This window comes from Bacillus cereus group sp. TH152-1LC (assembly GCF_027710505.1).
Taxonomy (GTDB): domain Bacteria; phylum Bacillota; class Bacilli; order Bacillales; family Bacillaceae_G; genus Bacillus_A; species Bacillus_A mobilis.
The window spans coordinates 71,393-97,132 of the sequence record NZ_JAQFNK010000014.1 but is presented as its reverse complement, the minus strand read 5'-3'; the positions used below and the strand labels follow the sequence as shown (position 1 = coordinate 97,132).

Sequence of the window (25,740 nt, the reverse complement as noted above, 5' to 3'; positions counted from 1 at the left end):
GTATATAGTTCTTTCATATTCGGTTTCATTTTCATCATAGATGGTCATTTCATCTCTTTTAATATGAATGTTTGTGTGAAATAAGGACTTACATAAGTTGTCTCTAACGTCGCGTTATTTGTTTTATTCATAATCCGTTTTAACGAAAATAACCCGTATCCTCGAGCTCCGTCTTTACTTGAATGGTTTTTCTCATAAATTTTTTGCAAATCAATCGCTTCACTCTTTGAACTATTACGCGCGATAAAATATTGTCGTGAATCCATTTCAAAGAATGCGATTTGCAACATCTTTTCCTCACTATGTACTGCTTCTTCAATTGCATTGTCTACTAAAACTGAAATGATGCGAATAAATGAAATGATCGTCATCGAAACACTTTCAATGTTCTCTGGTATATCGAGCATTACTTTTATTTGTTGGTGCTGGGCAGTGCTAACTTTCGCCCTTAATACACTTCTCACTTCAGGAATATGTATACGAGATAATTTCGCAATATCAAGTTCATTATCATTTATTGTTTTTAATGTAGGAGCTATCACGTCATAGTATACTTGCTCAATTTCTTTCACATTTTTTGTACGTATGCCCTCCTCTAACGATAGTAATACATTCATATAATCATGACGGAAACTAGCAAGCTCATCGTGCATATCCTCTAATTTCTCCACATAATCTAATAACTCTTTATCTAAACGTTTCTCGTGTTCTTCTTGTAACTTTTCTTTCGATAAGTGTGAGCTTATTAACACAATGATTAGTAATAATAAAAATATAATAATCGCTGAAATATAACTTACTTCACTGTATTGTTGATTTAATTGTGCTAATAACGCAGAAGATGGCTGAGTTAAGATTAGTTCAATAATAAATCCGGCAATTAATAATATATAAGTTACATAGTATAGCGGACTACCTACTATATATCGAGCAATTTTTTGGATTCTTTTGCGAGCTACAAAAATACCGATAAAAGTAAGTGTCGATACGGTAAGATGAATCAAGCTATCTGTCCATAAATATAAATTGAATGGCGTTAACATAAAGATTTTCATTCCTAAATCAAATAGCAACATTTTCACTAACGTTATTATCACCATACTCACTAGTGCAAAATATACATTATGCTTAAATTTCAATTCATTTTGCATTAATCCTAAACTTATTAGAAACAACACAATGGTACTATTCAATTCTGGATATCTCGTTACTGTTACGACAATAGCAAGTAAAATAATGAATACCGCACTTAAAGCTATTAACATTCTATATGACAATCTATTGTACCGGATTAATTGAATGTATAAAAACGTATGGCTTATACTAGTAAGCAGTATTGCAAATAAATCATAAATATACATTACATCTCACCCTTTAACATGTTTCGTACTTTACTCACTAAACGACGTGATACCGGAATACGTTTCCCGCTTTTTAAAACTACCATTTTTTGCTTCGCATCGTAAAAAGACAATTGCTTCGTATTCACGATATATGATTGATGACAGCGAAATAAACGTTCATCTATTATTTCAATCTCCTTTAATGTTCCATAAAAATAAACGATACGATCTAACGTCACTAACGCTAAACGGTGTGGTTCATCGGTCATAACATATTCAATTTCATGAAAAGGAACCCGCACAGTCGCATTACTGTTTTCAACGATAAAGTCATCGGACGGAATGATATGCTTATTACGCGCTTCATATTGGAGTAAACATTGTTCAAAAACGTTACGCCTCTCTTCATATGGCAACCCTTTATCAATAAATGTTAAAGCTGATACCATGTATTGATACGAAATAGGTGCAAATTCAGAATGCGTCGTTACAAACACAATAATTCCTTGCGTATCATACTTTCGTATCTCTTGTGCCACTTGGAACCCTTTACGCTCTTCTCTTTTTATCTCTATATCCAAAAAATAGATTGGGATATACGTCGCCTTAGGAATGTTAGTAATGATGTTTTCACTTTTACTAGTTACCTCTATAAAATCAAAAGGCAACATATACTCCTCACAAATCTCTTCAACTAGCCGCTTCATTTGCTGCGCTTGTATGACATCATCTTCTAAAATGAAAATACTCATGTGATCACTCGCTTTATAAAAATCTTTTTATTTATAGATTTATCTATAACTATATAATTCAAATCATTATACCAATCTCCTCCTAAGTACTAGAAAGTATTAATTTTCTATCGTTTTTATAAAGCATAGGAAATAACCTCTACTTTCAAGCAAAAAGTAGAGGTTTTATTTAATTGATTTATAAAATAACCTCTCTATCAATTACTACCTTAAAAAATTCTGAGTAATGCGATAAAGAATAATCCGCTACATCACAATTCCCTTGGAACATACATGTTGAAATACCTAATTCTTTTGCAGGTAATAAATCTAATTCTCTATCACCAATAGCTAAATCAATACTGTGCTTTTTATGCAAATGATCATACGATAAAGCGTTCGGTTTTCGAGGGAACCCATCGTCAATTGTAACCATGTCTACGAAGTATTTCTCCCAGCCGTAATATTCTAAAATTTCCATAACCCCCGCCCTATGTTTATGGGTCATAATCACATTTTTATCCGCATATTTCAAAACCTCTTCAACACCTGCAAAAGGTTTCATATCTTTTGGAGTGAATTTCTCCTTCAAAATTTTAATCTTTTCTTCCTGTTCGCATGAAATATTATAATACTGAATTGCATGAGAGTATGATATTTTTAAGTTTTTGTATATTTCTTGTTTATCTACACTATCACCTAATATTTCAGATAGCATCATTGTATATGCAGGATACGTATCAAATAACGTCCCATCAAAATCCCATAAAATATTCATTCTGTTCACCTTCTATTTTCTAATCATTCTATGACTAAATCCGCCCGGTCCTTCGGCAATTCCGTTTCTAAGTAATAATCCTCTGCTTTCCAATACCTATTCTCAAACTTTGAAAGGTTTTTCTGCGTTTCCTCACTCTCGCGCAGAAATCTTGTCTCTCTTGGACAATCCAAGTACACCATATAATGAAAGAAATCTCTCCATTCTTTTCGCTGTAAAAAAACACCTTCCATTACAATTACACCTACTATAGGGATCTGTACTTTTTTCATTTCACTTAAGTCTGTCTCATCATAATAGAACGGTAATGTCAGCTTTGTTTCAGTTTGTAACTTTTGAAAAAACTTCTGCCGAAGCCACTCAATATCCCATTGTAAATAATAATACTCATACCATTCTTCATATCCAGTATGATACCGTTTATTACGTTCTACTATATGATCATCAATATGAAAAATATGGAACGGAATACTTTCTTGTTTCATATTTTCTTTTAAATTTGCAACGAATGTCGTTTTACCAGATCGACTTAAACCATCTATACCTAGAATGAACCTATTTTCTTTATGTTTCTTCATTATATTTATAAGCTCATTTGTACCCATTATTTCTTCCACTCTTCTTTTAATAAAGAATATAAAATCGTATCATGAGCAACTTCATTTTGAATCATATGTTTTCGAAGTAATCCTTCTTCTTGAAACCCTGCTTTACTTAATAATTTTTGAGAAGCTTTATTTTCTACATATACAACAGCTGCAATTCTTATCAGTTGCAGCGTTTCAAATCCGTAAGTTAAAATTGCCTGTAACGCTTCCGTTGCATACCCTTGTCCCCAATATGTATCGTCTAATTCATAACCGATTTCAGCTCGCTTATGATGTTTGTTTATTAAATGAAATCCGCACGTTCCGATTATTTGGCCCGTCCCTTTTTTCTCTATTCCCCAACGAAATACACTTCCCTCTTCATAACGATTTTTAAACGTTTGAATAGTCGTTTTCGCTTGCTCAATATTCTCGAATGAATCCATTCCGAAATAACGTATAACAGATTCTTTTGAAAAATAACGGAACATCGTTTCTGCATCTAACAGCGTTAGTTCTCTTAATACTAAACGTTCTGTTTCTAGTTTCGGAAACCCCATCTCGTTTTCTCCTTCTATTCTAATGAACTGCAAATTTCAATATAATTCCCATCTGGATCGGCAATGTATGCAATTGTTTGTCCCCATGGTTTCACAATTGGTTCAACTAAAATCTTAATTCCTTGCTCTCTAAATTGTTCGATTGTTTCTTGTACATGATCAACAACGAATCCCAATTCAAAATGAGAAGATTGTAACTCTCCTTCTGTAAGTGGTAGTCCTGTTAATTCTTTCACATCTTGCCTCGTATTCATCGCTAAAATTGTAGAACCAGTATTAAACTCAATATATGTACCATGCTCTGCTTTTATAGGTAACTGTAAAATATCTTTATAAAATCTTACACATTCTTCAAACTTTTCTACATATAAAATAATGTACTTCATTTTTAAATTCATTTTATATCCCCCTTTATATCCATCCCTAAAATTTCGACAAAAGTCTCATAAAAACCTTGTTTCCTATAGTAATAAGCACAAAAAAATGAGGCCGATTTCTCGGCCCCCCAGCTTATTGGCATAAAACAGGAGATTTGGTTTGGACATAACCAGTTCGTACCCTTATTATATTTTATTTTTTCTGAATTTTGAATACTTTAAACACCCATTTATATTGAGAAAGTTTTTTTGCTTGCATAAAATTGATGAGTTACAGAAATGCTACAAATGGAGGTGTATACATATGGAACCAATGCTATGTCCAAGCTGTAAAACGAACCGTACTCGCTTTAATATTCTTGAACAACAAGTAAAACCAGTCAAGTTAAATCCACAAACTGGTCAAGTAGAAGAAGAATACACAAATGAAACGATGAACGCTTTTCATATGGCCTATCAAGGACCAACTTACCGCGTCCAATGCGCTGTATGCGGACTTGTTGAAAACCCGGAGCAATTTATTAAACCTGCGCAAAATCAATCTTTTTCTTAAACATTTTTAATCCCCCCTATGGAATTTTTATAGGGGGTTTTCCATTTAATATGTTAATCAAAAATGTTTTTCTTCCTTATTATAAGTTACACCCCACGCTTTTTAGTCATCTTTTATTTTTTGATTTTCGATATGAATCGTTTTCACTTCATTTATTTTTCCGGGTGTGGTTCTTCATAATAGTTAATTTTGCGCCTTTATATAAATTTTTAATATGTAAAAAAGAGTGAACAAAAACACAATAATATAGAGACAAAAGAAGTTGATTCCGATATTCTATATTCTCCCTACAAAATCAACTTCTTTTTAACTTTACTTTTTATTATAATATTTCACTTTTTAATTTCTTAATTTTCCAAGTGAGTCTTATAAAGAAGTATATCCACATACAACTTGTAAGACCTGTCATAACTTTCGCCCAAATTGGCACTCTTGATTCTATCGGGCTTATAAAAAGATTGTACATTGATGGTAATATAGTTGCTAACATAATAACAAAGAATACTAATAACTCATTTAGTTTTTGTATCCTCGTCTCTTTTTCTGAGTAAATATCCGGCAATTCATTTACTTCTTCTACTTCTTTACAAAAATAATTCCAGCTTGTGAAACTTGTTACGCATTTCCAACCTGACATTTCGTATATTTCGAAATACTCTTGTCGTTGTTCTTTCGAATCTCTATAAGCCAATCTAAAATCAGCTTTATATATTACATCTTTTGGCTCAGTTTTCTTAAACGTATACATTAAATTGTATTTTTGTAATGCCCAACCTTGTTGATGCATCTTACGTAAAAAAGCTTCTTCTTTTTCTAAATTCCATGCCGTAAAAAACTTAAATACCCTTTTTGTCTCCATCTTCCATTCACTCCCCTAATATACTATTCCCATTTTTAACCGAACGCTGTAATCTGTTGTACTCTAGCTCCAACACTTCTTTCCCAAACGGAGTTAATTCATAGCACTTCTTTCTATCTGTAGAAGCCACTTCAACTATTAATTTCTCTTTTAGTAACTTTGTCGTATTCCCGTATAAAGTACCTGGACCGAGCTTTACTTCCCCATTTGTCATTTCTTCTACCATTTGCATAATTCCGTATCCGTGCATTGGTTTCACTAGTGATAACAATATGTAATATGTCGCCTCTGTTAACGGAATATATTTTTTCGCTTTCGTATTCATTATAACCACCTCCGATACATCGCTTTGTGATATATCGACATGCGATACATCGTATATCGATATTTTATAACTACATTCCAAAATATGCAAGTATAATTTAATAATTGGATATTTATTTCTTTGAATTAAAAAATAATACCAATTTTCTGAATAATTTGTTAAAATATAGAAATATCCGTTTATATTTTGAAAGGAATGATACATATGATAAATAAATTGAAAGAAAACATAGGATCAGTTTTTGTCGGTAAAGAAAATGTTATTGATCTATTACTCGTTTCATTGCTTGCTGATGGACATGTACTGCTTGAGGATGTGCCTGGTACGGGGAAAACGTTACTTGCGAAAACACTTTCTAAAAGTATTGGTGGTAATTTTTCTCGCGTCCAATTTACACCGGATGTACTTCCGAGTGATGTAACAGGTATTGAATATTTCAATCCGAAAACGAGTGAATTCGAATTAAGACTTGGACCAGTCATGACCAATATTTTGCTTGCGGATGAAATTAACCGCGCTATGCCGAGAACACAGTCTAGTTTATTAGAATCGATGGAAGAACGACAAGTAACGCTTGAAAAGCAATCTACCCCTCTTCCGAAACCGTTCTTTGTCATTGCGACGCAGAATCCAATTGAATCACAAGGAACTTTTCCTCTTCCAGATGCACAGCTTGATCGTTTTTTAATGACAATTTCAATTGGTTATCCATCTCCAGAGGATGAACTACAAATGATGCGACGTTTTCGTAGCGACGTACCACTAGAAAGCGTCAAGTCTGTTATTTCTTTAGAAGACATTTTAGAGGCACAGAAACGAGTAAAAGAAATTTTCGTATCAGAGCCGTTAGAACATTACATTATTAAACTTGCTCATGCTACAAGAAATCATGATTACATCGCTAACGGTGTAAGTCCACGTGCCACACTTGCTTTAGTGCGCGCCGTACAGGCATTAGCATTTTTACGAGGGAAAGAATATTGTACGCCTGAAGATATACAATTTTTAGTTCCTTCTATTTGGAATCGCCGTATCGTCCTATCAATGGAAGGCGCATTACGTACGACGAAAAATGAAATTATGAAAAGAATTTTAAAAGAAGTTGACGTACCAGTGGAGATTGAGCAAGCATGAATGGACAGCGCGTTGTAACGGTACCGTTATTTTTCCAACTCCATATTATTCAACTAACTGTCCCAGGCGCTATACTATTTACATTTTTTATGCCACAACGAATTATTATGTTTCTCTTTTTCTTCTATTACTTATTTGCGATTTTCATTTATAAATATGTCGCTTATATAGAGAAAAGGTTTCAAGTGGTAAACGAGAAACAAACAACTCGGTTATTCCCTAATGAATCTGGACAGTTTTTCATTCATTTAAAAAATGGAGCAAATATACCACTCGTTAACGGTGTTTGTTATTTTCATTTAAATCCGTCATTACTACCACAAAAAGATCAAGGAATTGAACAAATATCAAAAACGTTATTTTCTTTTCCGTTTTCACAACCTGCTCATTCGGCGCAAAAATGGGATTTAACATTAACCGCGACGAAGCGTGGTGTGTTTCAAATTGAACAGTTCGAATGCGTTTTGAAAGATCCTTTTCATCTTTTAACTGTACATTTACCTATTTTCGATAAATTACGAACTGAAATTATTGTGTACCCTTCTCCTAAGGAAGTAGCAGGTTTGCAAGAACTACAGCAACTTTTAAATGGATCTCACCGAACGAATTTTTCTTTTTACAATGATGAAACATCTATTATTGGAGTTAAACGATATGAACGTGAGTCTTTCCGTTCTATTCATTGGAAAGCATCTGCTAAAATGCAATCATTACAGGCGAAGCAATATGAGCCTGTAAAAAATTATAGTTGGACGATTTGTCTTTCTTTAGCTGCTGATCGCGGGTTTGGTTGGAAGGATAATATAGAAGACCTTATTTCATTTGCAACATACATTTGCCAATACGCAACGAAGCATCAAATACCATTTGAATTATTCATTAGTGCATTAGCTGAAGGTGGTCCTCTTCACTTACCATTAAATGAAGGACAAACACATTACGGAATATCTTTAGAGGAATTAGCGCGTATTTCAGATGATAGTACGTTACTTCCGAAACAGGGATTTCTTCATTATGTAACGAGAAAAAGAGAACGATCGTCTACAATGATATACATTGGTTTACAGAGAAATGAACTCCCTCTTCTCTCTCAGCCTACGTTTCTCATAAATAACGAAGGGATGGTGGAACAACTTGAAAACTTGGCTCTATCACGTTCATGACTTTATTCTGCTCCTCCTCCTTTCATTATTAACGGAAAGAGATGAACTTGTTGCTGTTGCTATATTTTTAGCAACAGGCTATATGGGTGTATTTCTAATTCATACATTTATGAAGAAAAGAACAATAGGATTTGTCATACTGTTACTTACTCAAATAATCGGTTGCTCAATCCTTCTTTCTTTCTCTCTATTTGGCACAATTATGTTACCGCTTTTCTTCTTTATCGTACATGTAGTCGGTCCTGGATATCCAGTTCAAAAGTCATTAGGTGGTATTGTATGGTTCGTCTTTTCAGCTATATTTTATGCACCTTTTCCACCATTATGGAAATTGTTACTATTAGTCTTACACATTATGATTGCATTTTGGTTAACAGGTTCCAATCGTAATCAGCAGTTATTACGTTTTACTTCTATTATTACAATTGGAACATTTAGCGCTTTACTTATTCTAGTATTCCCTTATGTACGTCTTATTTTTTCTTATATTGTCCAAGTAGTTGCATTAGGATTCGGATATGCTATCAATCCGTTATTTTCAGCAGCTGAATCCAAAGAGACAGACGATTTTTGGTCGAATAAAGGAAATCTAAAAGACCCTCAAATTAAGGAGGAATTTGGACAGCGTGATTTTGATCCAACTCTCATAAATAGCATTACAATTATAGTATGTACAACCATTGCTATTTACGTCGTTTGGAAAATAATAAAAAGACGAAAACAATTCAGTTTACCAAATATGCCTGTCTTCGAATCTACTATCATTACTGATAAAGAAGGTATGAGCCAAAAACGTTTGAGACGAAACAAACCACCACATAACGAAATTAGAAAAGAGATTTTCAAACTTGAAAGTAAGTTAACTCCTCCTTTAAATAGAAAACGAGGAGAAACTGTTGAAGCATGGTTAGATAGAATAAATATTGAAGAAAATGTAAATATTGAGAGTCATATTATTATAGATGCTTATAATACAGTACGTTATTCAAATGGTGAGGATATGGTGCTACTTCAGGAATTTAAGGAGGAGGTTCATAAGCTTTATATGTATCAGAAGAGTTTGAAGAAAAGAAAGAAATAACATAACAAAAAGACTCCTATTTTCATAGGAGTCTTTTTATACTTCTACGTTACTTTTTAAATTGAAGCGTTTTTCCCTGCTTCAATTTCTAATGACTCTTCATGCCACCAAAGTGTTTCTTCAGGGTCTTCTTTAGCAATTTGGTGTGCTTCTTTTTTCGATTCTACTGTAGGATATGAACCTTTTAGCGCACGTCCTGATGTTGTAACGAATAATACACTAAATACGACTAATCCAATAACACTAACACCTGCTAAATAAAATGCTGGTGCAAGCGGGTTACCAGTTGCATGAACTAAGTATGAACATACGAGCGGCGTTGTACCACCGAATATCGATACAGAAATATTAAATGAGATCGAAAGCGCTCGATAACGTACATCGGTGAAAAAGAGTGATGGTAATAACGAAGGTAATGTTCCTTCATATACGCTTAGGAAGAATCCTAAAATGAAAATACCTGCAAATATAGCTGCAATATGTCCGTTACCGATTAGTAAAAATGCTGGAATTGCAAATACTGTTAAACCAAGTAAACCAATTTGCACGACGCGTTTATTACCAATTTTATCACTTAATTTACCGAAATATAGTGCTAGTGGAATCATAAGTGCCATCGTAATAGAAATAATTAATAAGCCAGTTGTTTCTTTGACTTTAAGTACTTGAGTTAGATAAGAAGGAATATACGAAAGAATCATATAGTTCGTAATATTAAAGAAGGCGACAATTACTGTGCTTAATAAGAAGTCTTTTTTGTGATATTTTAATATATCCATAAATGAAAATTGTTCGTTGTCTTCAGATTCCTCTTGTGCTTTTTCCATCTCTTCAAAGATGGGAGATTCATCTAAATGACGGCGTAAATATAAACCGACCAAACCAATTGGTGCAGCTATTAAGAAAGGAATACGCCAGCCCCAGCTGAGCATTTGTTCATCTGTTAACAATAACGTCAAAATGGTAACAATTACCGATGCAGCAATGTAACCTGAGAGTGTTCCAATTTCAAGACCACTACCGAGTATACCACGCTTTTTATCTGGAGAAGATTCTGCGATATAAACCATTGCACCTGAATATTCGCCGCCTGTAGAGAAGCCTTGAATCATTCGGGCAACTAAAAGTAGTATTGGTGCCCATACACCAATTTGTTCATAGGTTGGTAGTAATGCGATGAATAATGTAGAAAGTGCCATTAAAATAATAGTAGTACTTAACACGATTTTTCGGCCGTACTTATCTCCTATTCTACCAAAGAATACACCTCCGATTGGTCGAACGAGAAAGGCTGCTGCAAATGTACCGAATGTAAGTACAAGTTGCAATCCACTATTATCAACACCTGAGAAGAATAATTGACTTAAAATTACCGCTAAATACGCGTATAATCCGAAGTCAAACCACTCCATTGCATTCCCAATACCAGTAGCAATTACTGCTTTCCTGGCTTGTTTAGGATTGACAATATTAACGTCTTGAGGTTCAAAATTTAAATCATTATTTTGTTGCATACAATAAAACAGCTCCTTATTTAATTTAACTTCTTTAAGCACACCTTCTCTTATTGAATAAATTAATTCGAAGCACTTAAGGAAAATTAATGTCTCCTTATCTGTTATTATTGTTTCACATAATTAATTATTTGTCCAATGAGATGCTCTCTAAGTTAAGTAATTTTAGTATTTTAAAAAGCTGAAGAAGGCGCTATATGAGTACCTTTTTCAGCTTTTTATTTTTTTACGTAAATTTATTTTTTTACCACTATTTTCTTACTATTTGCATTAACAATAAGGTGATTTTTCATTAAAGTTTTTAAACACTTGTAGCTGCTAAACTTTGCATACAAGAAATAAACTCCTTAACAAATGCATCAATTTCTTCTCTAGTAATTATATATGGAGGAAGTAAACGAATGATATTTCCTTGTGTAACGTCAACTAACATCCCTTTCTCCATTAACTCTACTTGTAAATTCTTTACGTTTTCATTTGTATCATTTAAACTAATTCCAAACATCATGCCAGCATGACGTACTTCCCCAATATAATACGAATTTTCTTTCTGAATTTCTTGCAATTTATCATGTAAATATAGTGACGTTTCATACGCTTCTTGCATTAAACCATCGTCAATCAATGTGTTTAATACTGTTAGCCCTAAAGCCGTTCCCATTGATGAATGAGCAAATGTTGTGCCGTGATCTCCTGGTGCAAATACATCACATAACTTTTCACCTACAATGATTCCTCCAAGCGGTATCCCGCCTCCTGCTCCTTTACCAATTTGAATAATATCTGGTGTAATATTAAAATTTTGATAAGCAAATAGTTTACCAGTTCTCCCCATACCACTTTGTACTTCATCAACGATAAGTAATACATTATATTTCTCACATAAGTTTTGAACACCATGTAAATATTCACCTGATAAAGGATAAATACCCCCGCTTCCTAAAACCGGCTCTAGCATAATCGCAATTGGATTTTCTTTAACAATTGTTTCTTCTAATTGCTCTATATTCTCTCGCGCTACTTCATATACAGAAATCGATGTTTTCGGGAAATTTTGATATACATTTTCTTGTCTCGTAAAATGAAGTGCTCCTAACGTACGCCCGTGGAAACTATTCTTCAGCACTACAATTCCTTCACGTTCTTCACCCGTATTAGCTCTATATTTATCAATTAATTTTAATGTCGTTTCTGTCGCTTCCGTACCAGAGTTTGTAAAAAAGACTTTTCCGTTTTTTAAAGAGCAATCGACTAATTTCTTTGCATATTCAATAGCAACTGGGTTTAAAAAATGAAATGGTAGATGCAACGATTTCGTAACTTGTTCCATTGTCGTTTGCACGATTTTCGGGTGATTATATCCTAATACATTCACTCCGACACCAGAAAATAAGTCTACATACTCTTTACCATCCACATCATAAAGCTTACATCCTTCTCCTCTTTCTATCGCAACCTTCGTACGACAGTAAGTAGGCATCATATATTCTTTATCTAATTGAAACCAATCCGACATTTTAAATTCCTCCTAGTTATTTTCCCTGTTTATTTATGTTCATTTTCTATAAAGTCATGTATAAATTCATTTTTAAGATTGAAATTTTAATAGTAATTTTCTTCCCGATATTCATTTTTCCATAATTTCTTCTATTCCAACAGGTCCACTACATACTCGTTTTTTTCATCTAGCGGTCTGTAGCTATTTTGAACTTTGCGTGTCATTCATAATCAACGCTATAAAATCATATTTAGTAACAATGGACAAAAAAGATTTGGAGGCTATTTCGATGGATGAAAACAACGATAAACAGGAGAAACCTTTACTAGGGAAAGACTTTAATGAAAGTGGAGAACGTAATGAACAAGCTACACTTCACTCTCAAACAGTTGGTTCACGTGGACCTGTTCTAAAGCAAGATAGTGTACTTCACGAGACGTTACAAGAATTTATTCACGAAAAAATTTTAGAAAGACCTGTTCACGCAAAAGGATTTGGTGCGTTCGGTTATTTTCAAACAATCTATCCCATGTCTGAACATACGACACTAAGCTTTCTACAAAGTTCTAATGAGAAAGTTCCTGTTATGGTGCGATTTTCATTAGCTGTAAGTACGAAAGGAACACCTGACACTTCAAGAAATGTACGCGGTTTTGCTACAAAATTTTATACAAAGGAAGGCATTTTCGATCTTTTATGTAACCACATCCCTGTCTTTTCTGTTCGTGATCCAATGCGTTTCCCAGAAACAATTCAAGCGTTATTACCTTCACCTAAAAATAACTTACTAGACCCGAATAGATTTTGGAGCTTTGTCGCTAGAGCACCTGAATCCATTCATTTCGTTGTCCATTTATACTCTGATGTTGGTACGGCCAAAAGTCTTCGACGTATCCCAGGACATAGTGTAAATACATATGTTTGGAGAAATGCAGAAGGTAACCGCAAGTATGTAAAGTATCATTGGTACCCATTTGAAGGTGTACAAATGATTACTAATGAGGAAGCGAATAAACTAGCTGCCGAAAACCCTGATTATAGCGGGAAAGATTTATATGATGCAATTGCAAATGGTAAGCCAGTAGAATACGGTTTATATGTCCAGCTCATGGATCCGAAAGATGAAGAACATCTTTCTTATGACCCTTTAGATGATACAAAAATATGGGATGAAAAGTCGTACCCTCTTATACCAGTAGGCAAAATGGTATTAAATAAAAATCCTGAAAATTATATGGAGCAAGTAGAAAAAGTCGCCTTCTCCCCTTCTAATTTACTAGACGGTGCAGAACTATCAGATGATAAAATGTTGCAAGGACGCGCTAACATTTATAGTGATTCTCAAAGAAGAAGAATTGGATCTGAATTCCGCAAATTACCGATTAACCAACAGCAAAATTGGACACCTGCTAATCAAATTACGAGCGGTGACGGAAGATACGTTGAAGGTAAACTTGAAAGAACTTCTATTACGAAACAGGATGACTTTACGCAGCCTGGCGAATTTTATGCGAAGTTAAAACCGATTGAAAAAGAACATCTTGCTGAAAATTTAGCTGGTGATTTGAAAGTTATCTCCGAAGATATTAGAAAGGTCGTTTTAGGGTATTTTCATAAAGTGTCAGCTGATTTGGTGAAGAGGATTGAAAGTGCGATGCAAAAGCTTTAAGTATATAAAAAAACGTCATTTTAAAAATAAAAAATGACGTTTTTTTATGGCAAAATCACTAGGAATTTCTACCACTTCATTTACAATTATCAACAAATTTTCCTCACTTAAAATTCCGTTATTTCATTTTAGATTATGGTACTCATTTCTCTTTTTCATATAATCTTTTTCACATTGCAACGGCTTGAATTTCACTTTTTTCCCTTTCTTCTTTTTCGTTTCTATAACGATCCATTCCCCTTTTTCAACATCTAGGTTTAAGTGTTTCATTACATTGATATTATCTTTTTCTTTATAAAGTAAAAATGCTTCTTGCAATGCCACAAATAAACTAGGCTGCTCTCTAAATCCACCACTATCATAAATTTTAGTTAGCGAATTATAATAAGAATCATTTTCTCTTCCGCCATACATTAAATGTGCAGCATCCAGGTCTCTTTGGCTCACTTCCCAAAAACTGTGTTCATCAATATTTAAATCAAACGTAGATTGAATGTCCCTCATAATGTTTTTCACATACTTCTCATCTCGAATTTCCCTTTTTTCAAGACAATCAGAAGATAGCTCTGGTGCATCTGTTTGAGAATGTACAACTTGTTGAATAGATACACATAATATAAATACACTTAAAATATACAATATTTTTTTCATACTTACGTTTCACCTCAAGTAATTTAGATACTATATTATTTGAGGCTCACAATATTCTTATGCTAACAATGTGAAAGGCCCTATAAATTGGACTTTTATAGGGCCTTTCATATTAACATTGCTTTATCAAATTCACCGGTGAGTCCAGTACCCTACTATTTTTCACATCATATAGCCCTATAGGTGTTACCCGTATAAAAGGCAAGTGCGTCGCAGAAAAGAACAAAATGGTAAATGCCGGATCGTCATACGCGTAACCACGCTCTTGTAGTAATTTCACCATCTGTTTCTCTTCCTGTATTAATTCATTCATTTTCAAATTAGACATAATCCCGAGCAATGGTAATGCGATTTCGTGTAATACTTCATTCTTTTCAGCTATTACTATTCCCCCGCCAAGCTCTTTTACTCTATGAAAAGCTATAAGCATATCTTCTTTATTTTTTCCAATAAGAATGATATCTCCGGTACCAGAATACGAGCTAGCAAGACCTCCTAATTCTTTAGCAAAGCCTTTGACAACTGTATTCACTCGCCACGTACCGTCACGAGCAATCATCATAAGAAAACACTCATCATGATCTAGAGAAAGTTCATCACGGTTTAAATCAATTTCAGTCGTGTATGGTTTAGTTATAACGTTATTTAATAATTGTATACCCACTTTTTGAGAAAAAATCATATCCTCTTTTTCTATAGACCAGTTTAATAATAATGGTGTTACTTTGAATTGACTCCATTCTATTCGTACTGATTCATTATTGTTTATTCCGTCACGCTTCACCCATTTTCCTTTTGCAATTACACTTATTGGAACCGGGTTTTCTTTACTTTCCAAAATATTTATATTAGCAATTCTACCTGTCGCAATTGAACCGTGTAGATGCTCCATATTATAATAACGAGCGATATTATAGCTTGCCATATGATAGGCATCTATTATTGGCACTCCTTGTTTTATCGCGGTTGATATCATTACGTTTGTCATTCCATTTTCATAAAATGAAGGATGTGAGCCGTCTGTAGTAAGAATGAATCTATCAAACTGTTTTACTCCTAGTTCCAACAATTCTTTCAGTAACACTTCTAAATCTGGGCGGATTGAAGAATTTCTTAAGGAAACCGTGTAACCTTGCATAAGACGAGCAAAAGCTTCCTGTCCTGTCATCGCTTCATGATCACAATCTGTACCTAACAGTTTTAACTTCGCTAAAGTCGTTTCAGATGCTCCTGGAAAATGCCCTTCTACTTTTTTATGTAATCGTTTCGTTTCCTGCACCCAATGTAACATTTCATCATCGCCATGTAATAACTTTGGCCACGCTGTTAGCTCGCCGCCTTGAAGAACTGCTTTATGCATTAGCCACTCTGTTATTTCTTCACGATTAAATAAAGATTCCCCGTTTTGCAATTCGGTCTGTCCATCAAAACGACACCACCAATACATACTTGCTGGGATTTTTTCAAAATCATCTAATAAACGAAATGATTCTTCACGTTGTAATGTGAAAAATAAAGTTAAATTATCATTAATAAAAGTCGTCGTCCCAAATTGCATCGCATAATTTGCTAACGTCTCTGGGTTATATAATTGATACGGATGTGCATGCGGTTCTATGTAACTAGGAACTACATACTTTCCATCACAATCAATGACTTCACATTCTTGTAGTTGCGCTGGTAGTTTTTCTCCTACATAGACAATACGGTCATCATAGATCCAAATATTTGCTTGCCCCCACTCGCGCATGTAGGAATTTAAATACGTTGCATTCTTAAATAAAATGTGCGGACTTCTTTTACCATCTATTACTTCAACATGTTCTCTTAATTGCTTGTTACTCCATCTAAACTGATTTTCTCCCAATGAATTTCACTCCACATCTATTTACTTTTATTTATTAAAATAAAAACAATTAACAAACTAAAGTATTCTCCATTCATAATTCCCCTGTATAACCCCTGTCCCCTTCATTATATGGAATGATTGTAAAAATAACAATTTTCAAAATTCAGTACATACCTCTTTGATTCTCAATAAAAAAGGATGCTATATAATCGACATCCTTTTTTATACTAAACTATATGATTGAATTACACTTGATGTCATACTATGAATGCTATTACTGTCCTTGAAAACAGGATCCCATTCTTTTCATTTATTTCTTAAATTCAATTTGCATCATTTTATTAAACTGCGTAAGAATATCAGCCGGACCTAAAGAGTTCACATTGACAGCAAATGTATGCTTGCCTCCAATTACTCCACCAGCAAAAGTCATAAACCCAGGAATTGATCCTCCGTGACCCCATACTGAGACACCATTTGGAAGTTTAGTCTCATAGATTCCAAGACCATATCCATCACCAACCCCTTTTCCTTCTACAGGAACTGTAGTAAGCATTTCTTTTCGCTCGCGTTCCTTCAATAACTTACCACCAAGTAAGGATGAAAAGAACTTATTTAAATCGTCCGCATTAGAAATCATATCTCCAGCTGCATTAGCTAAACTCGGATTATAATACGTCATATCTTTCAATTCACTTTTTTCATCAATTTTCATATATCCACTTGCATGATTCTTACCTGGAATAACGGGTGAATTCCCTGGTAAAAACGTATTTGATAGATCCAAAGGTTCAATAATGCGCTTTTCGATTTCTTCTGCGTAACTATTACCCGTTATTTTTTCAATAAGCATTCCTAGTATTACGTATCCTGTGTTTGAATACGACCAACCTTTACCTGGCGAAAAATCTGGAGGTAGAGCAAGTCCTATCTTTACTATTTCTTCTGCTGTATACGTTTTTTTCGAATTCATAATATCAGCGTCTTTTGACTTTAAATAATTAGCTATACCACTCGTATGATTCAAAAGTTGACGTATCGTAATTTGATTGCCATCATAACCATTTCCTTGAATGAGGCCGGGCAGCCACTTTTCAATCGAATCGTCAAGCTGCACACGATTTTCTCCTACTAATTGAAGAACAGTCGTAGCAGTAAAAGTCTTCGTCACACTTCCAATCCGAAAACGATAATCCGATTTCATTGGTTTCTTACTATTTAAATCCGCCAAACCAGCATTATAACTACTAATTTTCCCGTTATTATACGTCTTAGCTAATACCCCTGGCGCTCCAATTTGGATTGTTTCCTGCATGACTTGTTTCCAACCATTCCGATTCTTTTGATCATGTGCTTCTGATGAATTAGAAATATTTTGAATAGACTCTGCTTTCACAGTAAAACCGGGTGTGAATAAAGTAGTACCCGCTAATAAAACTGCCAAACTCGCTAACTTAATGGAATAACATTTTTTCATAAGGCTTTCTCTCCTCTATTCATATCGTATTGATTCAAGCTATACTTTCATCCTAAATGATAAAACTCTCTTTTTTCTTATCCATTCCTTACGAAATACTTACTTTCAAAATTAGACGCCTAGATGAGAAAAAGTAATGTATGAAAATAAAAAAAGAACGTGTTTTCAATTTATGAAAACTCGTTCTTTTACATATTTAAAACCCTATATCAACTTTTTAGTTCATTTACTTTTACCATCCTGTACTAGCGTTCATGCCATTCCCGATAATAGTAAGTATTAATGGCCACAGCACTGGTGCTAACGTAAGAAATAGATTAAGCAGTATAAGTATTCTATATCTCCCAGGAATATTATAATTTTTACGATTAACAAATAATACAAAAACTAATAATATTATGGTCGTTACAAATAAAAGTAACACTAACAACCAATACCAAACCATTAAACTGAGACTCCATGGCTGTAATAGCTCGTGTACAATACCAAAGGTGATTCCCAATACTGCAAAACTAAAGGTAGTAACTGTTGCTTTGATAAACAATTTACTCCATTTTTTATCGTATGTATACTTACAATATAAATCTATTAACGTGTATAAAGATAAAAAGGCCATGAATACACCTACCCAAGACAATAACCAGTCTCCACCTCCTCTAACTAACATAAGCAGAAACCAACACATCCCTGCTGCAGAAAAAACAAAGGAAAGGAGTATGTTTTTCAATACCGGTTTCATTCTATTTTCACACCCTTACAAAAATTTAATTATAAATTATATTTTTTTATTTACATGATACCCGTAATTGATTTATCTCTTTTTCATTCTATATTGATGAAGTGAAGATAACCTCAAAAAAAATTCAACGAGCAATACTCTACTAAGGCTACCTTTTCCATTGGTAGAGATATAAAAAAGTAAGTATACATTACCATGTAATTAAATATAAGTAAATGAAATCAATTTACAGTTAATTTCATTTACTTATATTAATGTCACGCTTTCCCGTCTCGCTCTATCCATCGTACAGTCCTCTCTACATCTAACTCCGTATAAGTCTTTTCTCCATATCGGACAGACTCATATATCGGAATAATATCTCGCGTTCTACAAATTCTGCTTAACCATTGTTGCATCGTTTCATAGGACCTTCGCTGTTCGTGAAAAGGTAAAGTTCTTTCCCATTCAACTAACGTTTTCCTTATCGTATCTTTAGGTATCGGCTGTTCAAACTGATGCATCACTTTCTTGTTCTTTTCGGTTTTACCCGTATTTTCTTTTGTTATCGAATGTTTATCCTGTTCTATTTCTGAATTCGTTACCTTTTTCCTCTTTAATTTATAAAAAGCATATAGAATCACCACTGCAATAATTACATAAAAAACGACACTAATCCATGCATTTGAAAGAACAGAAAACACATCAGTCCATGAATTTTTTCGTACAAAAAGTGGAATTTCCCTATCTATTTTTGTTCTTGTATCTACAACTCCTGTTTCTTCATCTATAATTCTTTCAGGTTCATCAAACTGTGCGTCTACAGTAGTAAAATCATAATTTCTTTCCGATATTGTCTCCGTCTTACTAGAAAAAAGCCCTTTTACTATGTCTTGCACATGCACAACACCTTGTGATAACGTTATCGCACTAACCGTAAAGAAAAGTATCATGAAAACTCTAATACTCCAAATCTTCACCTTCATATGTCGCTCTTTATTAGCCATGACATAACCCCCTTCTTATTCTTTAATTACAATCCATTTATTCGTTCTGCTGTTTTTCCTTGGGGAAGTACCAAGAATTAAAGGCACTGCATCCAATTCTTTTCGACGAAAGCCTGCTGTGTAAAAATAAGTAGAAGATACAGGGGTATCTTGGTCCGATATTGAGGCGAGTACTTTTAATACATTTTGCAAATGTTTCCGGTTATGACCGTTCTTTATATGCAACAATCCATTATCTTTTACGCTATTGATCCAAACTTCAAATGAACAGTTTTGAATAAGCAGCTGTTTACATATGCCTGCTGTTAATTCAATGAGTTCCTCTGTATCATTTCTCAAAGAAATACCGCTTTTATTTTGCAAGTTGAGATATATCGCATATTTATCTGATTGTGTTCGCTCGTACTTTTTCGCGGTTATCGTCCCTGTTTTCGCTGTTGCACTCCAGTGTATAGAACGAAAATCTTCATTTTCATACGACTTCACTCCCATTACTTTCGTTTCATCATATAAGGGTGATGACATCGCTTTTCGAAACCCTCGTGACCATTCTTGTAATTCAGGAACTTGCATTTTCGGAACAGCTGGTAAAACTAAATAGGACGGCGTTTCAACCTGTTTATATGTTATATGGTTCGTTATGAATCCAAAAGGATCAGTAATGACAATTTCAACTTCTTCCCATTTCGCAATTCCTCTTTTTACAGCTACAGCTTGTAAATCAAATGAAACTGACTCTCTTCCTTTTAAATGTACATTCATATAATAATTTGAACCTGTATTCGTATTTTTGTTTATTTCATCATGATTCCAAGTTAGCTTATTTTCACATTTAAATCGAAATACGATATTGAAAATAGGGAATAACGACTTGTTTGAAATTTTTATTTTGCACACATTCGCTTCACCTATAAAAACAGTTGAATTCCCTTGACTGTATTCCCATTCAACACGAGATACTTTACGTATGTATACATGCATCGCACCTATTAAAATTACATACAAAAATACGAGAGATAAAAACAGTAGATTACTTGAAAATACACATAAAATAACGGCTACAACTGACATAACTCCCATTACGAAAGGCTCCGCTAAAGATGTATACACAAGCTGTTGATTCATCGTACATTCTCCACTGACACATTAATCATGTGAAGAATTTCTTTCATGATTTGTTCTTTCGTCGTTTTCATCTCCCCCTCAATCGTTAACGTTAAACGATGAGCGCAAACAGATGCTGCGAGTGTCTTAATATCATCTGGCGTACAATAATCTCTTTCATTTAATATTGCCCTTGCTTGAATCGCTCTCATAAATGCCAATGTCCCCCGCGGGCTTACTCCAATTTCAATTAACTCATGTTTACGCGTTGCCTCAATAATTTCAAGTAAATAATCTTGCACATCATTCCCTACTAACACTTCTTTTGCACGTTTTTGCACTGTAATAATTTCTTCAGTTGAAATAATTGAATGTAACGTTGCTAACGGATCATTCATTTGGAAACGATTCATCATCTCCTTTTCTGCTTCTCTCGTAGGATAGCCTTGGCGTATAGTAAGTAAAAATCGATCTAACTGAGCATCAGGTAAAGGAAATGTACCGGCCGATTCAAGAGGATTTTGCGTTGCAATAACTAAAAAAGGTTCTGGTAATGAATGTGTCTGTTTCGCAATTGTCACAGTACGTTCTTCCATCACTTCGAGTAACAAAGATTGTGTTCTCGGTACAGCACGATTAATTTCATCCACTACTACTATATTTGCAAAAATAGGACCTAACCTCGTTTTAAATTCCGATTCCTTCACATTAAAATATTCGAGACCTATAACATCGCCCGGCAAAGTATCCGCTGTGAATTGAATTCTTTGAAATTTAGCGTCTACACTTTTAGCCAAACTTTTTGCTAATGTTGTTTTTCCCGTCCCAGGTACATCCTCTAATAAAATATGTCCCCTTGCTATAAGAGCTATAGCTGCAAGTTCAATCGCTTCATCTTTTCCTATAATAACCTTCGAAATATTGTTCGTAATTTTCTTTAATGTACTCATATATGTATCTCCTAACTTTATTTATTCTGAAAATTAAGAATTATTTATTTCCAAATTATAACACATCGTGGTAGAAGTAAATATATTCTTATAAAAATAAAAAAAGATGACCCAGCAACACGCTAAAGTCATCTTTTTCACCAAATTATTTTACTAACTCTCCATTATAAGCTTTTATATCTAGAGGAGCAGTTAAAAACTGTTTTACTTTACTAACGAAAGATGTGAAGTGTTCACTCGTATTATGACTTGCAACTGCCTCTGCATCTTTCCATACTTCTACCATCGTATATACATTTTCTTTTTCTGTATCTTTATAAAGGTCATAAGATACATTTCCACTTTCTTCTCTTGAACTATGAATGAGTGGACGAATTTCTTCTAAAAATGATTGTTGTTTTGCTGGACCTACTTGAAATATTGCGTGAATAATAATCATGGTGTTTCCCCTCTCATATCTCACTTATTTCTGTATTTATAAAATTACTTCCACTCAGCAACTTTTTCAATTGGAAGGCGTACTGATTGGTAACCACTGTCAGCAGCTTTTCCGATTGAAATTAACATTACTGGTACGTGACGTTCTTTATCTAATCCGAACGCTTCTGCGATTTGGTCTTTTTCAAATCCACCAATTGGGCAAGTGTCATAACCGTGAGCACGAGCTGCTAGCATAAATTGCATTGCTACAAGACCACCGTCAATTAGTACTGTATCTTTCATTACGTCTGGTGTAACCATTGAGAAGTAACCTGAAAGTTTTTTCATTTGATCTTCTTTTACTTCAGCTGGCATTAAACCGCGCTCTACTGCTGTACCGTAAATTTCTTCTGCGTTATCAAAGTTGTTTAAATCACCAAATACAGCAATCATCGCTGAAGATGTTTCTACTTGAGATTGATTAAATTTCGCAAGTGGCGCAAGTGTTACTTTCGCTTCGTCACTTTCAATCACTAAAAATCTCCATGGTTGCATGTTTACTGAAGATGGTGCAAGTGTTGCTTCTGTAAGAATTTCTGTCATTTCTTCTTTGCTAATTTTCACGGAAGGATCGTACTTACGAATTGAACGGCGTCCTGTTAAAATTTCGTTAAAATCATTTGTTTTTACTGAGTTAGTCATAGTTGTATTCTCCCTTTTTTAAAGTTCTTTTATATTTTCTTGAATGTGATTTAACACATTTAAAAGATTGTCGCGCTGTTCTTCACTTAATCCTTTAAATGCTGAAGCTGCAAAACGTTCTTTTTCCTCTTGAAACGCCTGAATTTTATTTCGTCCCTCTTCAGTAAGAGACACTAACGTAATTCTGTTATCGTCTGGATTTTTACGTCTTACTATCATTTCATTTGCCTCAAGCTGTTTTAAATGCCTCGTTATCGCAGCATTATCAATATTCACTTCTTGTTGAAGTGCTTTTTGACTAATTTCACCTACTTCATATAACTGAAGTATAAGTTCTAATCGAGATTGGCTCATACCCGTACACCCTTCAAACTTCGAGCTTACTTCTTTATTTAGAAAGTGTAATTTATATAAAATAATCGCTTCTTTTGAGCATGAACTTGTCAAACTACCCCTCCTTTACATACAAAACAAAAATGTTTGATGTATCAATAGTTGATATGTCAATCAATATAATCTATATCGATTTAGAATGCAAGCATTTTGTTTTCATTTATATTTTTCCAAATTAAGGCGCTTTGTCGCGTTACAAATAATGTTAATTGCACTATAATAGTACTAATTCAAATGACTGGAGAGTGATTGTAATGCGGCAATACACAAATAGAAATGAGGAATTAAAAATGGGAAATGAAATGAGGATATTCACATATGACAACAATAAATATAGGGATTGTCGCGCACGTAGACGCTGGCAAGACGAGTTTGACTGAGCGTATTCTTTATGAAACGAATGTGATTAAAGAAATTGGCCGAGTAGATAGTGGTAATACGCAAACTGACTCAATGGAATTAGAAAGACAACGCGGAATTACGATTAAAGCATCTGTCGTCTCTTTCTGTATCAATAACTTAAAAGTAAATGTCATTGATACACCTGGACACGCTGATTTTATCGCTGAAGTGGAGCGATCATTTCGTGTTCTAGACGGTGCAATTTTAGTTATTTCTGCCGCTGAAGGTGTGCAAGCGCAAACAAAAATTTTAATGCGAACATTACAGAAACTAAACATACCGACTATTTTATTCGTTAATAAAATTGATCGTAGTGGCGCAAATACTGAAAAAGTTATGAAGCAAATAAAAGAGATTCTTTCAAATGAAGCATTCCCTTTCTACTCTGTAGAAAACGAAGGAACGAAAGAAGCACGAATTATTGCATACAAATCATATGACGATTATATGGAACTGTTAGCACCATATAATGAATCGTTACTTGAGTCATATGTAAATAATGAAATCGTACCAGACACACGATTAAGAAAGGAACTCATTAAACAAATAGCGCAAGCAAATGTGTTCCCTATCTTTTTCGGTTCAGCTATGACAGGTATGGGAGTAACTGAACTGCTCGAAAATATTTCAACCTTATTTCCAGCTAATAAGCCTGCTGAAAATGAAACATTATCCGGTGTTGTGTTTAAAATTGAACGTGAACCTTCTGGGGAAAAGATTGCATTTGTAAGGATTTTTTCAGGTCGTTTACACGTTAGAAAATATGTTGATATACAGCGTGATGACGCTCTGGCGCATAAAGAAAAGATTAAGAAAATATGCATGTTTCATAACGGAAATGCTGTTCAAGCTTCAATCGTTTCTAGCGGAGAATTCTGCAAAGTGTGGGGACTGAGTGATATTAAAATTGGTGATATTATCGGTGAACGAACGGATTATATAAAAGACATTCACTTTGCCGAACCACAAATGGAAGCTGCTATTGAAGCATTACCAAACGAACGTATTCATGATCTATACGCTGCACTTATGGAGCTATGTGAAGAAGATCCGCTCATTAAAGTGTGGACAGACGATATTCATAATGAACTATATATTCGTCTTTTCGGTGAAGTACAAAAAGAAGTAATTGAAACAACTCTTTTGGAGAAATACAATTTGCAAGTTACTTTCTCAAATACGCGTGTCGTTTGTATTGAGAAGCCCATTGGCATAGGGAATAGCGTTGAAGTAATGGGCGAAAAAGCGAATCCATTTTACGCAACAATCGGCTTTAAAATCGAACGTGGTGAACTGAATTCTGGCATAACATATAAGTTAGGTGTTGAACTGGGATCACTTCCATTAGCATTTCATAAAGCAATTGAAGATACTGTATTTCAAACGTTAAAACAAGGTTTATACGGATGGGAAGTTACGGACATTATCGTCACGTTAACCCATACAGGTTATGCTAGCCCGGTTACAACAGCAAGTGACTTTAGAAACTTAACACCACTCGTTTTAATGGCTGCTTTAAAGCAAGCTGAAACATGTGTATATGAACCAGTAAACAAGTTTGAATTGAATGTACCGGAGTACGCAATTAGTACCGCAATGTATAAATTAGCTGCCATTCCAGCAACTTTTAGCGAGCCTATATTAAACAATGATTCTTACCAGTTAACAGGTTCATTACCTGTTGCGAAAACAGAGAATTTTAAGCGAATGCTCCATTCATTCACTGAAGGAGAAGGCATTTTTACATCGAATCCATCTGGTTACACAAAACTGAAGGCTCCCTTCCCTATTCGAAAACGTGTTGATTATAATCCGCTAAATCGAAAGGATTATTTACTTCATGTGTTGAGGGCTTATTAAATAAAAAAGAGGTGCAAATTGCACCTCTTTTTTCA

General features: G+C 34.2%; 26 protein-coding genes. 6 read left to right on the top strand and 20 right to left on the bottom strand.

Features of this window, described 5'->3' with window-relative positions:
- Nucleotides 1-44: 44 nt before the first annotated feature.
- The 6 genes from PDL00_RS24450 to PDL00_RS24425 all read right to left on the bottom strand — a co-directional run bounded on the left by PDL00_RS24450 (nt 45) and on the right by PDL00_RS24425 (nt 4,397).
- Nucleotides 45-1,361, bottom strand: a complete 1,317-nt coding sequence (locus PDL00_RS24450) for a GHKL domain-containing protein (protein ID WP_270731690.1) — start codon at nt 1,359-1,361, stop codon at nt 45-47.
- Nucleotides 1,361-2,095 carry a LytR/AlgR family response regulator transcription factor gene (locus PDL00_RS24445; protein ID WP_242251898.1) on the bottom strand — a complete coding sequence of 245 codons (735 nt, stop codon included), beginning with the start codon at nt 2,093-2,095 and terminating at the stop codon, nt 1,361-1,363. Before PDL00_RS24445 ends, PDL00_RS24450 begins: the two co-directional genes overlap by 1 nt.
- Nucleotides 2,096-2,273: 178 nt before the next feature.
- Entirely contained in the window at nt 2,274-2,852 is a 579-nt protein-coding gene (locus PDL00_RS24440; RefSeq protein WP_242251895.1) for an HAD-IA family hydrolase, read from the bottom strand.
- Nucleotides 2,853-2,875: 23 nt separating this feature from the next.
- On the bottom strand, nt 2,876-3,457 hold the full coding sequence (locus tag PDL00_RS24435) for a kinase (RefSeq protein ID WP_270731687.1): 582 nt from the start codon (nt 3,455-3,457) through the stop codon (nt 2,876-2,878).
- Nucleotides 3,457-3,999 carry a GNAT family N-acetyltransferase gene (locus tag PDL00_RS24430; RefSeq protein ID WP_242251892.1) on the bottom strand — a complete coding sequence of 181 codons (543 nt, stop codon included), beginning with the start codon at nt 3,997-3,999 and terminating at the stop codon, nt 3,457-3,459. The genes PDL00_RS24435 and PDL00_RS24430 overlap by 1 nt, the downstream gene beginning before the upstream one ends.
- A gap of 14 nt (nt 4,000-4,013) precedes the next feature.
- Entirely contained in the window at nt 4,014-4,397 is a 384-nt protein-coding gene (locus tag PDL00_RS24425; protein ID WP_076538476.1) for a VOC family protein, read from the bottom strand.
- Between the two features lie 283 nt (nt 4,398-4,680).
- Between PDL00_RS24425 and PDL00_RS24420 the strand changes: the two genes are divergently transcribed.
- The gene (locus PDL00_RS24420) at nt 4,681-4,929 is read left to right on the top strand and encodes a hypothetical protein (protein WP_000433610.1); all 249 of its coding nucleotides are present in this window, start codon (nt 4,681-4,683) and stop codon (nt 4,927-4,929) included.
- 322 nt (nt 4,930-5,251) lie between these two features.
- On the opposite strand, the gene PDL00_RS24415 is transcribed toward PDL00_RS24420, so the two are convergent.
- Together PDL00_RS24415 and PDL00_RS24410 are read right to left on the bottom strand one after the other, a co-directional pair.
- The gene (locus tag PDL00_RS24415; RefSeq protein ID WP_270731679.1) at nt 5,252-5,788 is read right to left on the bottom strand and encodes a DUF2812 domain-containing protein; all 537 of its coding nucleotides are present in this window, start codon (nt 5,786-5,788) and stop codon (nt 5,252-5,254) included.
- A 7-nt stretch (nt 5,789-5,795) separates the two neighbouring features.
- The gene (locus PDL00_RS24410; protein ID WP_098586346.1) at nt 5,796-6,113 is read right to left on the bottom strand and encodes a PadR family transcriptional regulator; all 318 of its coding nucleotides are present in this window, start codon (nt 6,111-6,113) and stop codon (nt 5,796-5,798) included.
- A 204-nt stretch (nt 6,114-6,317) separates the two neighbouring features.
- On the opposite strand from PDL00_RS24410, the gene PDL00_RS24405 reads away from it, so the two are divergent.
- Genes PDL00_RS24405 through PDL00_RS24395 form a run of 3 tightly spaced genes read left to right on the top strand, consistent with a single transcriptional unit; the run spans nt 6,318 to nt 9,491 of the window.
- Nucleotides 6,318-7,247, top strand: a complete 930-nt coding sequence (locus PDL00_RS24405) for an AAA family ATPase (protein WP_270731677.1) — start codon at nt 6,318-6,320, stop codon at nt 7,245-7,247.
- Entirely contained in the window at nt 7,244-8,410 is a 1,167-nt protein-coding gene (locus PDL00_RS24400) for a DUF58 domain-containing protein (protein WP_270731674.1), read from the top strand. Before PDL00_RS24405 ends, PDL00_RS24400 begins: the two co-directional genes overlap by 4 nt.
- A complete protein-coding gene (locus PDL00_RS24395) occupies nt 8,382-9,491 on the top strand; it encodes a DUF4018 domain-containing protein (protein ID WP_242251878.1) in 1,110 nt (369 codons plus the stop codon). Before PDL00_RS24400 ends, PDL00_RS24395 begins: the two co-directional genes overlap by 29 nt.
- A gap of 56 nt (nt 9,492-9,547) precedes the next feature.
- On the opposite strand, the gene PDL00_RS24390 is transcribed toward PDL00_RS24395, so the two are convergent.
- Together PDL00_RS24390 and PDL00_RS24385 are read right to left on the bottom strand one after the other, a co-directional pair.
- Nucleotides 9,548-11,005 carry an MFS transporter gene (locus PDL00_RS24390; RefSeq protein ID WP_001186929.1) on the bottom strand — a complete coding sequence of 486 codons (1,458 nt, stop codon included), beginning with the start codon at nt 11,003-11,005 and terminating at the stop codon, nt 9,548-9,550.
- Between the two features lie 301 nt (nt 11,006-11,306).
- Complete coding sequence (locus tag PDL00_RS24385; protein WP_270731670.1) at nt 11,307-12,521, bottom strand: aspartate aminotransferase family protein; 1,215 nt, start codon at nt 12,519-12,521, stop codon at nt 11,307-11,309.
- Nucleotides 12,522-12,792: 271 nt separating this feature from the next.
- Here PDL00_RS24385 and PDL00_RS24380 point away from each other — a divergent pair, with 271 nt between their 5' ends.
- Entirely contained in the window at nt 12,793-14,172 is a 1,380-nt protein-coding gene (locus PDL00_RS24380) for a catalase (RefSeq protein ID WP_242251864.1), read from the top strand.
- 123 nt (nt 14,173-14,295) lie between these two features.
- Here PDL00_RS24380 and PDL00_RS24375 read toward each other — a convergent pair whose 3' ends face one another.
- The 10 genes from PDL00_RS24375 to PDL00_RS24330 form a co-directional block, all read right to left on the bottom strand.
- Nucleotides 14,296-14,823, bottom strand: coding sequence for a hypothetical protein (locus PDL00_RS24375; RefSeq protein ID WP_270731668.1), 528 nt, complete (start codon nt 14,821-14,823; stop codon nt 14,296-14,298).
- A gap of 112 nt (nt 14,824-14,935) precedes the next feature.
- On the bottom strand, nt 14,936-16,690 hold the full coding sequence (locus PDL00_RS24370) for an adenine deaminase C-terminal domain-containing protein (protein ID WP_242251862.1): 1,755 nt from the start codon (nt 16,688-16,690) through the stop codon (nt 14,936-14,938).
- 292 nt (nt 16,691-16,982) lie between these two features.
- Nucleotides 16,983-18,149: a serine hydrolase domain-containing protein gene (locus PDL00_RS24365; protein ID WP_242251850.1), complete on the bottom strand. Its 1,167-nt coding sequence runs from the start codon at nt 18,147-18,149 to the stop codon at nt 16,983-16,985.
- 232 nt (nt 18,150-18,381) lie between these two features.
- The gene (locus tag PDL00_RS24360; protein ID WP_242251848.1) at nt 18,382-18,888 is read right to left on the bottom strand and encodes a DUF3902 family protein; all 507 of its coding nucleotides are present in this window, start codon (nt 18,886-18,888) and stop codon (nt 18,382-18,384) included.
- Nucleotides 18,889-19,145: 257 nt separating this feature from the next.
- Entirely contained in the window at nt 19,146-19,874 is a 729-nt protein-coding gene (locus PDL00_RS24355) for a signal peptidase II (RefSeq protein ID WP_242251847.1), read from the bottom strand.
- A 15-nt stretch (nt 19,875-19,889) separates the two neighbouring features.
- On the bottom strand, nt 19,890-20,999 hold the full coding sequence (locus tag PDL00_RS24350; protein ID WP_270731662.1) for a DUF58 domain-containing protein: 1,110 nt from the start codon (nt 20,997-20,999) through the stop codon (nt 19,890-19,892).
- On the bottom strand, nt 20,996-21,928 hold the full coding sequence (locus PDL00_RS24345) for an AAA family ATPase (protein WP_270731660.1): 933 nt from the start codon (nt 21,926-21,928) through the stop codon (nt 20,996-20,998). Before PDL00_RS24345 ends, PDL00_RS24350 begins: the two co-directional genes overlap by 4 nt.
- A 145-nt stretch (nt 21,929-22,073) precedes the next feature.
- A complete protein-coding gene (locus PDL00_RS24340; protein ID WP_270731657.1) occupies nt 22,074-22,367 on the bottom strand; it encodes a putative quinol monooxygenase in 294 nt (97 codons plus the stop codon).
- A 44-nt stretch (nt 22,368-22,411) separates the two neighbouring features.
- Complete coding sequence (locus PDL00_RS24335) at nt 22,412-23,050, bottom strand: nitroreductase family protein (RefSeq protein ID WP_270731654.1); 639 nt, start codon at nt 23,048-23,050, stop codon at nt 22,412-22,414.
- A gap of 18 nt (nt 23,051-23,068) precedes the next feature.
- Complete coding sequence (locus tag PDL00_RS24330) at nt 23,069-23,497, bottom strand: MarR family winged helix-turn-helix transcriptional regulator (protein WP_061676916.1); 429 nt, start codon at nt 23,495-23,497, stop codon at nt 23,069-23,071.
- 264 nt (nt 23,498-23,761) lie between these two features.
- On the opposite strand from PDL00_RS24330, the gene PDL00_RS24325 reads away from it, so the two are divergent.
- Nucleotides 23,762-25,705 carry an elongation factor G gene (locus PDL00_RS24325; protein ID WP_270731649.1) on the top strand — a complete coding sequence of 648 codons (1,944 nt, stop codon included), beginning with the start codon at nt 23,762-23,764 and terminating at the stop codon, nt 25,703-25,705.
- The last annotated feature ends 35 nt before the right edge of the window (nt 25,706-25,740 follow it).